A 15,060-nucleotide genomic window follows, 5' to 3' on the forward strand; every position below is an offset into this window, starting at 1 on the left:
GCGTTCCCCATGGAAAGCGAGTGTTTTTCCGCAGCGCTGGACCAGCAATAATTTAGTAAAGTTTGGTAGAAAATTGTTAAAGCAGTAACGTCACAGTTTTAATTAACTGCGAAGATAAAAGAAAGAACTGAAGAAAAAGCCTTTTACAATTAGCTTTTTAACACATAATTCTCAAGCTTTTAACAAATACTAACTCTTTTACAATAAAATTTTGTATAACATGTATATAATTTCCTTTTTCTGATCAGAATGGTTGTTGAGGTGATGATCATATGAAAGAGGAAAAAAATGGCGGTTCAAAAAATAATTGGAGTCGCATTTTTCGCAAGAAGTGGTTTTTCCCGGCAGTTTACCTAACGATTGCTGCTTTGCTCTTAACGTTTGTGGTGTGGTATCAGAATCTGGAAAATCAAATTCCTGAAACACAAGATCAGGAATCAACTGAGGACACTGCAACGGACCCATACGGTGAGGATTCAATTGCTGTAATGGACCAACAAGAGGCTGTCAAAATGCCTGTGAGTGATCAAGATAAAGCAGAAATCGTAACTAAATTCTATGACTACAACGCAGACCAAGAGGATCAAGAAGCAGCGCTTGTTCTATACAATAGCAGATACTACCAGAGTACAGGTATAGATATTGCGTCTGCAAATGGTGAAACTTTTGATGTAACAGCGTCATTGAGTGGTACTGTTGAGGAAGTAACAGAAGATCCATTACTAGGTAATATAGTAGCAATATCTCATGAGAATGATATTTTGACATACTATACTAGTCTTGGAGAAGTAATGGTTAAGAATGGCGAACGAGTCAAACAAGGAGACGTAATTGGGACAGCTGGTGAAAACCTATTCGGAAAAGAAGATGGCATCCATGTCAACTTCGAAATTCGAAAAAATGGTGAATCAGTAAATCCAGAAACGTACTTCAACAAACCGGTTAGTTCTATTTCGGTGGATGAGGAAAAAGTTTCAGAAGATGTAGAAGAAGAAAGTGACGCTACACCGGATGAAAATGGCGAACAATCTCCTGCACCTGAAGAAGATACTGAGACAGATGACAGTGGATCACAGGATGATCCCACAAATGAAGAAGATGGGGCATCTACTGATGGCGCGCAATCTTCTGCATCGAGTGCACGAGCATAAAAATTACAGCAGAAAATAGCCCTTGATAGCTAAGGGCTGTTTTTTTATGTGAATAGTGCGAATTCTGTCGAAAGATTAGTGTATTAATTGACGAATAATGTGGTACTATGGTAATAACTTATAAAAAATTTTTAGTTAGGAGGAGATAACAATAAAATGAATACCCAGGTAGTAGGAAATCCAATGCCTTCCATTGCTAATGAAGGTAAGTTATCACTAGAGCAGGTTATTTCAACGTTATCTATACAATATGATGACCAAACGGTACTAGAGTTAATTAGAAAATTTTGCTTGCAAAGTAAGAAAAAAGAGATTATGAAATTTGGTATGGAATTTTTGTACATGAACGGCTTCTATGAAGATTTACAAACACTAGTCTACAAAAATCAAAAGATGCCTGAAGAGTCAAATAATCAATGGGCAATCGCCTATCAATTAATGTTAGATCAAAGGTTTAATCGTGTACCGCCTCAGAAAATAATACACCACTTATCGTCACTTCATACTAATGAACCAGAATTAATTTGCTTAATAGAGTTTACGAAAAACAAAGCATATAACGACATGAACGATTTTACGAAATCTGGTAACTTCTTAGAAAAACTACAGTATTTGAATGGGTCTATAGTAGATTCACAGTTAAGATTTTTTTATAATATACGAATGTATGAGGCATATTTCATCTACTTGTGGCATCGTAATGAGCTCATTCTAGCAAGGAAGTTTGCATTCAGAGTTTTAAATTTAACACAAAGCCCTAAAAAGAAAGCAGCTATACATACCTGTTTAGCACTCACCTATACATTTGATACCTACCAACAGGGAATCCATCATTTAAACGAAGCCAAAAAAATAGCGTTGGAAAATGGGTTAACGGAAATACTTAACATTATAGAAAACCACAATTTTCCATTTTTTTCTGCATACCATAAGAAGGTCAAAGGAGTAACAACAAGCGATAAAAGCGAACAGGCTCATGTAGAAATTGCCAAGGGGAATTTTAAAAAAGCAGAAAATATTTTAAGAAAGGTCTCCTCTGATTCACCATTTTATTTTTATTATTTAGGACTTGCTACAAGTGACAAAGATCTTCTGCACCATTCTTATAATGGTTTTATTGAGAAACGCAGTGATCATTTCTTTTGCAGGTTACCATTAGTAGCTTTACGAAACATGGGTTCTGATCTACATTAATCGGCGAAAGGTTAATGGACAATTAAAAAGAATAGCAGATAGTAATCAAAACGTTCAGTTAAAATCTGGGCGGTTTTTTTTTGTTGGAATTTTGTATGGGTATTAACTGATTTCTAGCATAGTATTACTAACAGGCCTTAGTACGGACTTTTTTAATTAGAGAAAGTTAATGTTAAATTCAAAAAAATAATAACGCTATCGAGTTGGTTACAGAAACAGTCTTGTTTTAAGCTCTCCAGTATGTTAATACCGACATATTTGGTTAAGTCATTTTAAAATCACTCTATAAGTAAAAGAAAAACAATGTTTATAACTTTATGGCCTATTTGAATTCAATAAAATCTCCACAACATCATTCAAATCCATGAATTAATTCATCGTATATTTCCTCCTTTGTATCACTTTTCAAAAAATACTTCTTGTCCCTTGTGGAAAAGAGGGAAATTTAATCATAAACAGTTCTTTCAAGTAATAAAATGTTACAAACCAAGCATTCAGTAATATCTGAGGTGAGAGCTTGTGTGGTATGTAGATAATTGTAGCAACGAACCTCCTATACATATACTTTGCGAAAATAAACATTCATACAAAAATGTACTGGTTTTTTTCGTAAAGTTAAGAAATTCAAAAGTGATCGATAACTTTATTCAGTACATCAGAAAATTATCGAAATATTCGCAACCACAATAATAGAATCACCTTGTCTCATTTCACACCTCGGAATTATCAACTTAGGGAGGCGAATGGTGTGCACGACTACATCAAAGATAGGACGATCAGGATAGGGAATCATATCGTGGAGACGAGGAAAACCGTCCGAGTGATAGCAAAGGAATTTGGTGTATCCAAAAGTACGGTCCACAAAGACTTGACAGAGCGCTTACCAGAAATAAATCCAAAACTCGCAAATCAAGTCAAAGATATTCTAGAATATCACAAAGCAATCAGACATTTACGCGGGGGAGAAGCAACTAGAAAAAAATACAAAATAAAGCCAGCAAGCGCAGCACAAATAAAAATCGACACCACAACCGCAACAACAGCCAAACCAGTAGGATAACAATGGAACACTGACCACAAACTCAGCTTAATTGCTGAGTTTTTTGGTTGATTCACAGGCCTGGAGCGGGAATCGACCCGTCGCGGGCTATCGAATCAACCGTTATGTAAAAATATCGCCCGTCGTGGCCAGAGAATCCCCCGTTATATGAAAATATCGTCCGTCGTGGCCATTGAATCCCCCGTTATATGAAAATATCGCCCGTCGAGGCCAGAGAATCCCCCGTTATATGAAGATATCGACCGTCGTGGCCAGAGAATCCCCCGTTATATAAAAATATCGCCCGCCGAGGCCAGAGAATCAACCGTTATCCGAAAATATCGCCCGTCGTGGCGCAGGAATCAGCCGTTATCCGAAAATATCGCCCGTCGAGGCCAGAGAATCCCCCGTTATATGAAAATATCGCCCGTCGAGGCCAGAGAATCCCCCGTTATATGAAAATATCGCCCGTCACAGTCAGTGAATCAACCATCGCAGTCAAAGCCCCTAACACCTCTTATTAAAATAAGCAGTTTAATTTAATAAAAGCCATTTTTGTTTAGGCTTGGAACAAATGAATTTTGTGGGAATGCCGCCTGATTGGGAGACAAATAAACCCGTCCCCTGTTATCACCAAAACGTTCAAGATTCATCGATGTCAATAGATTGTAGGCAATCTTGTCTGAGTCAATCATTAGAATCTCTCTGCACTTTTTGTTTGTAATTTTTTTATCATACAGTAGAAAGTAGTCTAGAATTGTCTGCTTGTGTGCATCTTTATGGGTGTTTAAACATTTTTCACATAACCATGTTCTCCGGGATCTTTTCATCGGAAAGCTTTGACAAGTGGGGCAGATGATACCTTTTATTAGTTGCTGGTCATTTAAACGGTGTTGTTTTATTAATTGTGGCAGATGAGGAGTTTGGTTATTTAACAAAAAGTCATTTGCCTTTTTTAAGGTGGCTTTTGTTAAAACTTCTTTGTTATATTGAGGAATCAATTTGTCCAAGTGGTTGGCCAGGCTTTCGGCATGAATCATTTTATCAAATACCTCTTGGTCCTGTTGCCTGCATTTAAGTATTGTTCTGGGGTTACTTATTACTACCAGGTAGTCAATAGGAATATTGAAAATTTGCATATCCTGTAATAAAGATTCCAAATTTCTCTTTTGTGCTTCTGCCTGATAAATTGGATTTTTAATACCCTTCATTTCGTTACCGACTTTTTGTGTGAGTTGCTTAAAATCAGAATCATATTCTAATTCGCCTTTGATATTTTTAATTTCTAGGATACAGAAAAAATTCCTAGTTAGAATTAATGTATCAATTTGAAAGTAATGGGGTCCACTTTTTAATCGAAGGCCTTGAAGCACGTAGGAATTCTTAAGTGGGTATTGGGAAAGTTTATAATCAACATCTCTTTCACCACGGTAGCCAGCTAATGAAGTCAAATAGCCACTGTTGATAAAATCGCTGTTCCCTAAATTAGGGTTTAAACGCCTGAATAGTGCCTCATAGGTTAATAACGAGTATGGCTTTTCCCTGTGTTTTACATTCAATAAAATTCACTCCTTTTTAAGATTAAAATATATAATTCTACATAAATTGCTAAAATCCTCTTTTTTTTAAAAAAATTAATGAAAAGCAAGCCATTATTTATCACCCGTCCCGGCCGGGGAATCAGCCGTTATGCAAAAATATCGCCCGTCTCGGCCAGGGAATCATCCGTTATCCGAAAATATCACCCATCAAGGCTCTCCATCAAAAGTCACAGCCCATTTTCCGGAAAAACATGTGTAATTTTTGTTTTTTTGCATTATTTTTAAACATATTGTGGTAAAATATAATATTAGTAGCATTGTGTTCGTTTGCAAATGTGAGAAAGTAATTGTAACAGGGAGGATCTTATTAATGTTTTCTCGTGATATTGGAATTGACCTTGGAACTGCCAATGTTTTAATTCATGTAAAAGGTAAAGGAATTGTTTTGAATGAACCATCAGTTGTGGCTATGGATCGTACTACTGGAAGGGTTTTGGAAGTAGGAGAATCAGCTCGGCGCATGGTGGGACGTACACCAGGAAACATTGAAGCGATCAGACCTTTAAAAGACGGGGTTATTGCAGACTTTGATGTAACAGAAGCAATGTTAAAACATTTTATAAATAAAATTAATGTTCGTGGTTTTTTATCAAAGCCTAGAATGTTGATTTGCTGTCCGACTAACATTACAAAAGTTGAACAAAAAGCAATCAGAGAAGCCGCTGAAAAATCAGGTGGCAAAAAGATTTACCTTGAGGAAGAACCAAAAGTTGCAGCGATCGGTGCTGGCATGGAAATTTTTCAACCGAGCGGTAATATGATAGTAGATATTGGCGGTGGAACGACAGATATAGCTGTTCTTTCAATGGGTGATATCGTAACTGCTGAGTCAATTAAAATGGCCGGTGATAAATTTGATTCAGAAATTCTAATGTATATAAAGAAAAAGTATAAATTATTAATCGGTGAACGCACTGCTGAAGATATTAAAATTAATGTAGCTACAGTGTTCGCTAATTCCCGTAAAGAAGAGATGGATATTCGTGGCCGGGACATGGTAACTGGATTACCGCGTACGATCACGGTATATTCTGATGAAATCGCTGGTGCACTTCAGGAGTCAGTTAATTTAATTACGCAAGGCGCAAGACGAGTACTTGAAAAGACACCACCTGAATTATCAGCAGATATAATTGATCGTGGGGTAATTTTGACTGGTGGTGGAGCAATGATCCACGGCATTGATCAATTACTAGCTGAAGAATTGAAGGTACCAGTATTTTTATCAGAGGAGCCTATGAACTGTGTTGCTAAAGGAACAGGGATTATGCTCGAAAATATCGATAAAATTGAACGAAAAAAGATAATTTAATTCTTTGGGCTAGTGCCTAAAAGGGGTTGAGTATATTGTTACGAGGATTTTATACCGCAGCGAGTGGTATGATTGCGCAGCAACGTTTTCAGGAAGCATTAGCTAACAACATTGCCAATGTGAATACACCAGGTTATAAGGCAGATCAGCCGACATTACGTGCGTTTCCTGAATTACTTCTCAGACAAATGGGTGGTGGTAATGAGCTCCCAACTGAACGTGGCTTTAAGATACCAGGAAATCACCCGGTTGGGTCACTGAACACAGGAGTCTATGTTCAGGAAAATGTACCGAAGTTTGTTCAGGGCGATATACGTGAAACAGGAATATCAACTGATATGGCTTTAATTAATGGCGTTCTTCCAGATGAAGATGGGGGACTGTTCTTTACTGTGCAAAACGATGCAGGTGAACAGCGCTACACACGTAACGGTAACTTTACCGTAGATGGGCAAGGGTTTTTAGTTGCAAGCCAAGGATATTATGTCCTGGACCAATCTGGAAATCGAATCCAAACAAACGGACTTGATTTTAATGTAAACCAGGACGGAATCGTTCAACTTGATGGACAAAATGTACCTCTGGGCATTGCATATACTGCAGACGCGACCCAGATGGCAAAAGAGGGAAATGGATTGTTCAATGGTGAGGCAGGAGCGGTTCCTGCTGGTGCAACGTATACAATTCAGCAAGGATTTTTGGAGTCGTCAAATGTTGACTCACTTCAAGCGATGACGCAAATGATGGAATCATACAGGATGTTTGAGACGAATCAACGCGTTTTAAAAGCATATGATGAGAGTATGGGTAAAGCAGTTAATGAGGTAGGACGACTACGCTAGGAGGGTTTTCATGTCACGAACAATGATACAAGCAGCAGTAACGATGAATCAGTTGCAGAGTAAGCTCGACTTAATTGGAAATAATTTAGCCAACAGCCAAACAACTGGTTACAAAAGTCGTAATGCAGATTTCGCATCATTATTATTTCAACAAATCAATAACATGAGTGACCCTGCAAATGCGGAAGGTCGTTTAACTCCTGATGGTATAAGAATTGGAACAGGTGCTAAACTTGGAGCAATCAGCACAAATTTAGCAGTAGGTCCGATTAAAGAAACTGGTCGGGGGCTGGACGCTGCACTCCTTGAAAAAAACCACCTATTTCAAATTCAGGTTACGGAAAATGGAGTTGAAGAAACCCGTTATACACGTGCAGGTGCCTTTTATCTCTCCCCCGTGAACAATAATCAGGATGTTATGCTAACAACAAGTGATGGAAATCCTGTCCTTGGAGAAACTGGTCCTATCGTAATTTCGGCAGGTTTTGACTCGATTTCGATAGAAGAATCGGGGCAAATCGTGGTAAGTCGTGGTGGTGATACGCAAGAGGCTGGAAGGCTTTCTATTGTAGAAGCAGTTCGCCCACGAGTACTTGAATCAACCGGAAATAATTCATTTCGTTTACCAGATCTTCAAGAATTAGGTTATAATCAGAATGAGATTATTCAAGCAGCGAATCCCAATGCACAATTAGTGAAAAGTAATGCATTAGAGCAATCCAATGTTGATATTTCAAAAGAAATGACAGACCTTATTACAACACAGCGTTCCTATCAATTTAATTCTAGAACCATTTCAATGAGTGATCAAATGATGGGACTAGTTAATCAATTGAGGTAATTATTACAAAGAACTTTTGCAAGTGAGTAAGGAGAACCAACCATGTCAAACAGCCAACCTGAATTAAAAACTGAAAAGAAACAAAAGCAAGAGACTAAACTGACAGATAAGTTAAAGTCTAAAGCGCAATGGGGGAAATTGGTCAATAAAGTGAAGAGTTTTGGACCAAAGATTAAAGTTGCTTTGAAAAAGTTAACCCCTAAAAAGAGAGAGAAAAACACATCTGATGACACGCCACCGCAAAAACGCTATAGATCCAGAAAACAGGAAGAAGCTTCAACAGAGCAAGCAAGACTCAAGCGCCAAAAAGAAAGTCAACAGGAAGAATTGTCTTCAGAAAAGTTAACCCGGAAGCAGCAAAAGAAAAAACAAAAGGCTGAAAAGAAAAAAAATAAAAAGCCTAAACGTCGTGTTTTTCCTATTTGGCTGCGTATTATTGTTGTTCTCCTTTTATGTTCTCTAGCTGTTGTTGCAGGGGCAGTAGTTGGTTATGGAATAATTGGAAGTGGTAAACCAAGTGATGCACTAGACATGGAAACCTGGCGCCATATTTTCGATATTGTCACAGAAAAGAAATAGATAAAAAGTATGGCTATTTTCCAGTCATGCTTTTTTGGCAGTTAAGAAAGTATAAATCCTTTCTTACTGCATAAGTAAACTAGGGCTTTCGCCATTAGGCTTGGCGATAAGCCGAGTTTTCTAAAGTTCCAGGGTCATTAACTCCCTTCGGCTGAGAAAGTCATCATCATTTTTGCTATACTGGAAGTACATATTTAACTTATAAATAAAAGGAGCCATTAAACCATGGATATACAAGAAATTAAAGCAACTATTCCACATCGTTACCCATTCCTTTTAGTTGACAAAGTTACCGAGGTTGAAGAAGGGAAACGCGTTACAGGAGTAAAAAATGTAACAATCAACGAGCCATTTTTTCAAGGCCATTTCCCTGATTATCCAGTAATGCCAGGTGTTTTGATTCTTGAAGCACTTGCACAGGTTGGCGCAATTGCTGTCCTTGGAATTGAAGAAAATAAAGGTAAAATCGGTTTCTTAGCTGGTATTGATAATTGTCGTTTCAAACGTCAGGTTAAACCTGGAGATCAGCTGAAGCTGGAAGTAGAAATTATTCGGATAAAAGGACCAATTGGAAAAGGAAAAGCTCTTGCCACTGTTGACGGCGAAGTAGCATGTGAAGCAGAAATCATGTTTGCAATAAGATAACTTTAGGGGAGTGGCTGATTTAGTCGCTCTTTTTTTGTACAAAAAAACTCTTAGAATTAATTAAAGGTTAAGTGGTGAAATTTAATAAACAAAATTAGTATTACATTTGGGTAAATGGTTAAGCTAATGGCGAAAGTGACATTAAAGGAGGAAATTAAAGATGAAAAAGAACTTTTTAATAAAGTTTGGTGCACCAGTTTTAGCGTTAACTCTTTTAACAGCCTGTGGTGGAGGGGATGAAGATCCCGCAAACGAAGAGGCGCCTTTAAATGAAGAAAACCAAGAGAATAACAATGGCGGTGAAATGAACACCGACAATATGCAACAGGATGTAGAGGATCAGATCCAGGAAGATATGAATCAAAATGGTAATAACGGTATGAATGGTGAAAACCAAAACGGAACCAATGGTAATAATGGAAATGGTAAAGGCAATGGAAAAAATGGTGGAACAGATACTGATGGTGGCTTAATGGAAGATGGAACGAATGAAGACACCTTGGATAATGGAAATAACAAGTAAGAAGAAATAACCTCTTTTACATGTTAATCAAAAAGACAGGACTCCTAATAGAATGTCCTGTCTTTTTGTATTGCTATTAAGCCTGAAAATCCACCAGTTTTCCAAGAGAAGGATGGGGAGCTTCTGGGCCACTTGTTTTTAGCATGTCCATTAATTGCTGACTTTGCTGTTCCATGACACCCATTGATTTGTTCATGATCGCAAGGCCAGCACTCTCACGAACTTGGTGGTTCGACATCGCTACTGATAATGCGGCAACATTCACAGCATTCACCTCCAAAACTCTTTCATTTTAGATAGTATACCACATTAACAGTCTGAACTTATCGAAAAAAAGATATTCACTCATCATCTTGCTTGTATTTTTCTTCCGATTTCTTCTCAAAGGAATTCTTTTCCGATTCCTTTCCCTGTGCTTCTTCCATTTCGTCTGAATGCATTTCAGAATGGTTATTATTTTTTTGATCATGATTAGTAGTCATCATACATTCCTCCTTTATAATCAGCTTTACCCTCTTTTACTGATAAATAAAAGAATAGATAGATAATTTACCATTACCGTAGTATAATAGGCATATATTGTAAATTATGAGGTGTGGATTAGAGATGACAAATACATCTGTTTATATTATTACACAAGCAACAAAGGCAATTTATCCAGCAGACTCTTCATACTATCGTTCAATTATTTTAGAGGGTTCTGATCAACGTAAATCCGTACAAAGGCCCGAGCAAATTATTGATAACAGTTGTTTGCTATATGGCGCGGCACTTTCCGGAAGACGAACTGCAGTTAAGGATATTTTAAAAGTAACCTCTAAACTACCAATTCCTGTAATTCCTGAAAATGGCGTATATATGTTTCCAACTTCTGCGGCAAAGAGTAAGGATTGTGTATGGCTATCTTTTCACCATATAAAATCTATTGATAAACGTGAGGGTAAAACATATGTAGCATTTAGAGATGGAAGTGGTTTGTACGTGAACGCTTCTGAAAGTACGATGAACTTTCAAAAATTAAAGACCTGTGAACTGATTGTGCATCTTAACCGCTCGATATTATTTGGACGAAGATCCAATCCGTTTAACCAGGGTTTCTAAAATTTCACAATAAAAAGGGCTATCCCTCTTATTTAGAGGAACAGCCCAAAATATAGCTATTATTTAATCCATTGGTCAACTAGGTCCTGATTCTCTTTAACCCATTTTCTAGCGCCTTCAATTGGCTTTTCTGCATTATTTACAGAGGTCATCAATGTTCCAATTGCATCATCATCCATCTTCCAGTTTTTAAACCATCCACTAACTTCTTCATAATCATCCGAAAATCCTTGTCGCGTTACATAATGGATTTTTTCAACTCCACCAAACACTTTTTTAGGATCTTCCAAATATTTTAATTCAACCTCAGAAAAAATTCGGTGAGGGCTCCATAACGGTGCAACAATTGGCTCTTCATTTTTTACAGCTTGCTTAATCTCTTCCAGCATAGCTGGTTCAGAACTTGGCAGTAATTCATAATCAAGTCCGTATTCCTTAATCATTTCCTCAGTAACTGTCATTGTGCCTGCGCCTGGGTCAAACCCTGTGATTTCACCCTCAAACAATTTTTTGTTTGCATTTAAGTCTTCAATGCTGTTGATATCTTCCATATAAGTTGGTACTACTAATCCGACTTTTGCGTTTTCATACCAAACTGATTCAGAAAAGTTAACCTTGTCTTTGTATTGTTTGTAATAATGCTGGTCTTGAACAGGCAACCAAACTTCAAGGGCAATATCAAGTTCGTCACCTGCTAAAGCTGCCATGGTTGTTCCCATGTCAAGTAGATTGAAATTAACATTGTAGCCTTTTTCTTCAAGGATTACCTTCCACATATTAGTGACAGCAATATTCTCAGCCCAGTTAATTTGTCCCATTTCAATTGTTTTGTTTTCTGTTGCTTCTTCCTTGTCCGCACTTTTTGTAGTCTCTTCCCCACATGCAGCAAGTAGGATCATTAAAACGGATCCTATAATAATTATGTTTAGTTTTGTTAAATTCATATTTTTACTCCTCTTGGTTGAAAATTATTTTTTATTTGGTGGATTTTTTGGTAGGAATTCAAAGATTTTTTCGTTCCTAATACTTCTTGTTAGGCTATCGAGCCATTGGTAATAAACCTTTGAATTTTCAAGCATATCAAAATGTGCTTTTGCTTCATCACGAATTTTTTCTGAAACAGCATCATCTTCCACGATTTGGGCTAGATTAACCTCTGCCTGTTTAATCGCTTCCATATTCATTTTCACTTCACGATCCCACATTTGACAGTAAAAAGACATAAATGAATGGAAAAAATCTTTCTCAGCTGCATAGGTATGTTTCCTTGATCCACGCTGAAAGGTTTTTTTCACCATATCTATTTCCTGGAGTTTTCTTACACTAGTACTCATACTTGGCTTACTCATCCCAAGCTCTTCACGCATTTCATCAAGATTCATTTGATCTTTGAAATACATTGTTGCATACAGGTTTCCAGCTGAAGGTGTTACACCATATAAGTCCATAGTTTCAGAAATAGCCCCGATTACCTGATCTTTAGCTATTTCCATTTTCTCACGGGCGGCTTGATCTCCAGTAGTAGCCATTTGTTCACCTCACTTCACCTTGTTAAGTTTATTAAAAATTATCTTTACAAACTTAATGTTATCAACTTTAAAAAAAATGTCAAATCCAATTAGATGTCAATTTCATTATAACCATCATGACGTTCAGCAATTAATAGAATAAAAATAGTTCTTTTTGACAAAAATAATTTGGCGTGATACATTTAATGTATTCAAAACGTTAAATTATTTCTTAATAAAATTAACATACGGAATTAACATAAAATCAGGAGGGATTTCGTTGATCATCAAAAAACAATATATCGATGGTGAGTGGGTTGATTCCATATCAAATAAGACTAGAGAAATTATAAACCCTTTTAATCAGGAAGTTATTGCTACTGTTCCAGAAAGCGATGAATCTGATACTCAAAAAGCGATTGCAGCAGCAAGAAATGCTTTTGACAATGGCACCTGGGCAACAACACCAGCAACAGAGCGAGGACAAATCGTAAGCAAAATCGCTGATTTGATTGAAAGAGATAAAGAAGAACTAGCAGAATTGGAATCACTGGATACTGGTAAAACAGTAGAGGAAAGCCGCGGAGATATGGACGACATCGCAGGCGTTTTCCGTTATTATGCACAAATAGCTGATAAGGATGGCGGAGAGATTATTGATTCTCCTATTCCAAATTCAATCAGTAAAGTGGTAAAGGAGCCAGTTGGAGTTTGTGGGCAAATCACCCCATGGAATTATCCACTGCTTCAGGCGTCATGGAAACTGGCACCTGCCTTGGTAACTGGAAACACGCTAATCATGAAGCCAAGTGAGATCACGCCATTAACATCAGTGAAAGTATTTGAATTAATGGAAGAAGCAGGCGTGCCAGCAGGGGTTGTTAACCTTGTACTAGGTGCAGGAAACACAGTTGGTGCTGAGCTTTCAACTAATTTAGATGTAGATTTAATTTCATTTACTGGTGGAATTGAAACTGGCAAAAAAATTATGCAGGCAGCAAGCGTAAACGTGAAGAAGATTGCTTTAGAGCTAGGTGGGAAGAATCCGAACGTAGTATTTGCAGATGCAGACTTTGAAATAGCAGTAGACCAGGCAATGAACGCTGTATTCTTCCATGCAGGACAAATTTGTTCAGCAGGTACAAGATTAATAGTAGAAGAAAGCATACATGATGAGTTTGTAAGTGCACTTGTAAAGCGTGTAAACAATATAAAAATGGGCAGTGGCTTTGATGAAGATACACAAATGGGCCCATTAATTTCACAAGAACACTTAACCAAAGTAGCAAACTATGTAGAAGCTGGAATCAAAGAGGGTGCAACTGTTGCAACTGGAGCAAAGCGTCCTGAAGCAGCAGAACTGCAAAAAGGTTTTTTCTACTCACCAACAGTCCTAACAAATTGCACAACAGATATGAAAGTTGTTCAAAATGAAGGATTCGGACCAGTCATTACAGTAGAAAAATTCCAAACAGAAGAAGAAGCAATGAAACTAGCTAACGATTCAATTTACGGACTAGCTGGCGGAGTTTGGAGTAAAGATATCGCAAAAGCAGAACGCTGTGTAGCAAAAATGCGCATGGGAACAGTATGGATCAATGACTTCAACTTGTATTTCCCACATGCACCATGGGGTGGATTCAAACAATCAGGAATCGGCCGTGAACTAGGGAAATTAGGCCTGGAAGAATACCAGGAAACAAAACACGTATTCCACAACCTAAAACCAGAAGCCATTAATTGGTTTTAGGAATGTAGGTTTTTCAGGTCGATTCCCGGGCCTGCGACGATCGATATTTTCGTGTAACGTTTCAACCTAACATCAAAAATAGTTTAATTAATTTAGCGGAGTCTTATTCAATAAGGCTTCTTTTTTTTGATCCTACAAAGTACAATTAAATAGTACCATTGCAACTGAATTTTGTGAGGTATACTCACGTATACAATTTCCAGACTGGAATTAGAAGAACGAGAAAATTAGTGAACGTAAAAGGATAATCCTTGTCTTATTCGAATAGGATTAAATAGGTGATTAAAAATTGGGGGGAATGTAAAATGAAAAAGAAAGTTTTAATTCTTGCTGGAGATGCTGTAGAATCCTTAGAAATATATTACCCTTATTTTCGGTGTTTAGAGGAAGGTTATGAGACCACAATAGCTGCCGCAACTGCTAAAACATTGCATACTGTCGTTCATGATTTCATTGGATGGGAAACGTATTCAGAAAAAGCGGGTTATCTAATCGAAGCGAATTGCAGCTTTGACAATGTAGATCCCGCAGATTTTGATGCACTAATTATCCCAGGAGGACGCGCACCTGAACATATTCGTTTAAACGACCATGTGCCAGGAATTGTAAGCCACTTCTTCGATGCAAATAAGCCAATAGCAGCTGTCTGCCATGCGAGTCTGGTTTTGACAACAGTTAAAGAGCATATTAGAAACCGGGAAATGACAGCATATATAGCATGTAAACCCGAAGTCGAAGCGGCTGGAGCAACTTATGTTAATGAACCGCTGCATACAGATGGCAATCTCGTTTCTGGACACGCATGGCCTGACTTGCCGGGACTTATGAAAGAATTTATCAAACAGGTCAACGAAGCAACCATAGAAGTATAGATGCATGTAACTTAATGTTGGTCATAGTTGAAGAGAGTCTAATCTGCAGACTCTCTTTTGTCGTTGTAGAGATTCTAGTCTGCATTACTCAGACAGGTACGG

At 37.6% G+C, this 15,060-nt stretch carries 17 protein-coding genes; 12 read left to right on the top strand and 5 right to left on the bottom strand.

Going from position 1 to position 15,060, the window contains the following annotated elements:
* Positions 1–272 precede the first annotated feature (272 nt).
* The 3 genes from ACOI1D_RS09840 to spoIIID all read left to right on the top strand — a co-directional run bounded on the left by ACOI1D_RS09840 (position 273) and on the right by spoIIID (position 3,405).
* Positions 273–1,151 (top strand): peptidoglycan DD-metalloendopeptidase family protein, encoded by an 879-nt coding sequence (locus tag ACOI1D_RS09840; protein ID WP_422501107.1) that lies wholly within the window; start codon positions 273–275, stop codon positions 1,149–1,151.
* Between the two features lie 156 nt (positions 1,152–1,307).
* A complete protein-coding gene (locus ACOI1D_RS09845) occupies positions 1,308–2,345 on the top strand; it encodes an AimR family lysis-lysogeny pheromone receptor (RefSeq protein WP_422501108.1) in 1,038 nt (345 codons plus the stop codon).
* Between the two features lie 748 nt (positions 2,346–3,093).
* The gene (gene spoIIID, locus ACOI1D_RS09850; protein WP_422501109.1) at positions 3,094–3,405 is read left to right on the top strand and encodes a sporulation transcriptional regulator SpoIIID; all 312 of its coding nucleotides are present in this window, start codon (positions 3,094–3,096) and stop codon (positions 3,403–3,405) included.
* A gap of 518 nt (positions 3,406–3,923) precedes the next feature.
* On the opposite strand, the gene ACOI1D_RS09855 is transcribed toward spoIIID, so the two are convergent.
* Positions 3,924–4,943, bottom strand: a complete 1,020-nt coding sequence (locus ACOI1D_RS09855; RefSeq protein ID WP_422501110.1) for a nuclease-related domain-containing protein — start codon at positions 4,941–4,943, stop codon at positions 3,924–3,926.
* A 352-nt stretch (positions 4,944–5,295) separates the two neighbouring features.
* On the opposite strand from ACOI1D_RS09855, the gene ACOI1D_RS09860 reads away from it, so the two are divergent.
* From ACOI1D_RS09860 to ACOI1D_RS09885, 6 genes are all read left to right on the top strand, one after another.
* Positions 5,296–6,297, top strand: a complete 1,002-nt coding sequence (locus ACOI1D_RS09860; protein ID WP_422501111.1) for a rod shape-determining protein — start codon at positions 5,296–5,298, stop codon at positions 6,295–6,297.
* Positions 6,298–6,332: 35 nt separating this feature from the next.
* Positions 6,333–7,139, top strand: a complete 807-nt coding sequence (locus ACOI1D_RS09865) for a flagellar hook-basal body protein (protein WP_422501112.1) — start codon at positions 6,333–6,335, stop codon at positions 7,137–7,139.
* A gap of 10 nt (positions 7,140–7,149) precedes the next feature.
* On the top strand, positions 7,150–7,980 hold the full coding sequence (locus ACOI1D_RS09870; RefSeq protein ID WP_422501113.1) for a flagellar hook-basal body protein: 831 nt from the start codon (positions 7,150–7,152) through the stop codon (positions 7,978–7,980).
* A 42-nt stretch (positions 7,981–8,022) separates the two neighbouring features.
* Positions 8,023–8,559, top strand: coding sequence for a DNA-directed RNA polymerase subunit beta (locus tag ACOI1D_RS09875; protein ID WP_422501114.1), 537 nt, complete (start codon positions 8,023–8,025; stop codon positions 8,557–8,559).
* A gap of 225 nt (positions 8,560–8,784) precedes the next feature.
* Positions 8,785–9,204, top strand: a complete 420-nt coding sequence (gene fabZ, locus ACOI1D_RS09880) for a 3-hydroxyacyl-ACP dehydratase FabZ (RefSeq protein ID WP_422501115.1) — start codon at positions 8,785–8,787, stop codon at positions 9,202–9,204.
* A 160-nt stretch (positions 9,205–9,364) separates the two neighbouring features.
* Positions 9,365–9,727, top strand: a complete 363-nt coding sequence (locus tag ACOI1D_RS09885; protein ID WP_422501116.1) for a hypothetical protein — start codon at positions 9,365–9,367, stop codon at positions 9,725–9,727.
* 76 nt (positions 9,728–9,803) lie between these two features.
* On the opposite strand, the gene ACOI1D_RS09890 is transcribed toward ACOI1D_RS09885, so the two are convergent.
* On the bottom strand, positions 9,804–10,001 hold the full coding sequence (locus tag ACOI1D_RS09890) for a YjfB family protein (RefSeq protein WP_422501117.1): 198 nt from the start codon (positions 9,999–10,001) through the stop codon (positions 9,804–9,806).
* 67 nt (positions 10,002–10,068) lie between these two features.
* Positions 10,069–10,209 carry a hypothetical protein gene (locus ACOI1D_RS09895; protein ID WP_422501118.1) on the bottom strand — a complete coding sequence of 47 codons (141 nt, stop codon included), beginning with the start codon at positions 10,207–10,209 and terminating at the stop codon, positions 10,069–10,071.
* 124 nt (positions 10,210–10,333) lie between these two features.
* Between ACOI1D_RS09895 and ACOI1D_RS09900 the strand changes: the two genes are divergently transcribed.
* The gene (locus ACOI1D_RS09900) at positions 10,334–10,828 is read left to right on the top strand and encodes a competence protein ComK (RefSeq protein WP_422501119.1); all 495 of its coding nucleotides are present in this window, start codon (positions 10,334–10,336) and stop codon (positions 10,826–10,828) included.
* A 59-nt stretch (positions 10,829–10,887) separates the two neighbouring features.
* On the opposite strand, the gene ACOI1D_RS09905 is transcribed toward ACOI1D_RS09900, so the two are convergent.
* Together ACOI1D_RS09905 and cudC are read right to left on the bottom strand one after the other, a co-directional pair.
* On the bottom strand, positions 10,888–11,772 hold the full coding sequence (locus tag ACOI1D_RS09905) for a glycine betaine ABC transporter substrate-binding protein (protein ID WP_422501120.1): 885 nt from the start codon (positions 11,770–11,772) through the stop codon (positions 10,888–10,890).
* Positions 11,773–11,796: 24 nt separating this feature from the next.
* Positions 11,797–12,357, bottom strand: a complete 561-nt coding sequence (gene cudC, locus ACOI1D_RS09910) for a choline uptake/conversion transcriptional regulator CudC (protein ID WP_422501121.1) — start codon at positions 12,355–12,357, stop codon at positions 11,797–11,799.
* 259 nt (positions 12,358–12,616) lie between these two features.
* Here cudC and betB point away from each other — a divergent pair, with 259 nt between their 5' ends.
* Complete coding sequence (gene betB / locus ACOI1D_RS09915; RefSeq protein WP_422501122.1) at positions 12,617–14,086, top strand: betaine-aldehyde dehydrogenase; 1,470 nt, start codon at positions 12,617–12,619, stop codon at positions 14,084–14,086.
* Between the two features lie 305 nt (positions 14,087–14,391).
* Positions 14,392–14,958 carry a DJ-1/PfpI family protein gene (locus ACOI1D_RS09920; RefSeq protein ID WP_422501123.1) on the top strand — a complete coding sequence of 189 codons (567 nt, stop codon included), beginning with the start codon at positions 14,392–14,394 and terminating at the stop codon, positions 14,956–14,958.
* Positions 14,959–15,060 lie beyond the last annotated feature (102 nt).

The sequence above is a fragment of the Virgibacillus sp. DJP39 genome (assembly GCF_049310925.1).
In the GTDB taxonomy this organism is placed as follows: Bacteria; Bacillota; Bacilli; order Bacillales; family Amphibacillaceae; genus Virgibacillus_F.

Coding starts and splice junctions, on each gene's coding strand:
- cudC (WP_422501121.1), bottom strand. CDS start 12,357: ATGGCTACTACTGGAGATCAAGCCGCCCGTGAGAAAATGGAAATAGCT.
- ACOI1D_RS09920 (WP_422501123.1), top strand. CDS start 14,392: ATGAAAAAGAAAGTTTTAATTCTTGCTGGAGATGCTGTAGAATCCTTA.
- ACOI1D_RS09840 (WP_422501107.1), top strand. CDS start 273: ATGAAAGAGGAAAAAAATGGCGGTTCAAAAAATAATTGGAGTCGCATT.
- ACOI1D_RS09845 (WP_422501108.1), top strand. CDS start 1,308: ATGAATACCCAGGTAGTAGGAAATCCAATGCCTTCCATTGCTAATGAA.
- ACOI1D_RS09900 (WP_422501119.1), top strand. CDS start 10,334: ATGACAAATACATCTGTTTATATTATTACACAAGCAACAAAGGCAATT.
- ACOI1D_RS09875 (WP_422501114.1), top strand. CDS start 8,023: ATGTCAAACAGCCAACCTGAATTAAAAACTGAAAAGAAACAAAAGCAA.
- ACOI1D_RS09885 (WP_422501116.1), top strand. CDS start 9,365: ATGAAAAAGAACTTTTTAATAAAGTTTGGTGCACCAGTTTTAGCGTTA.
- ACOI1D_RS09860 (WP_422501111.1), top strand. CDS start 5,296: ATGTTTTCTCGTGATATTGGAATTGACCTTGGAACTGCCAATGTTTTA.
- fabZ (WP_422501115.1), top strand. CDS start 8,785: ATGGATATACAAGAAATTAAAGCAACTATTCCACATCGTTACCCATTC.
- ACOI1D_RS09895 (WP_422501118.1), bottom strand. CDS start 10,209: ATGACTACTAATCATGATCAAAAAAATAATAACCATTCTGAAATGCAT.
- ACOI1D_RS09870 (WP_422501113.1), top strand. CDS start 7,150: ATGTCACGAACAATGATACAAGCAGCAGTAACGATGAATCAGTTGCAG.
- ACOI1D_RS09905 (WP_422501120.1), bottom strand. CDS start 11,772: ATGAATTTAACAAAACTAAACATAATTATTATAGGATCCGTTTTAATG.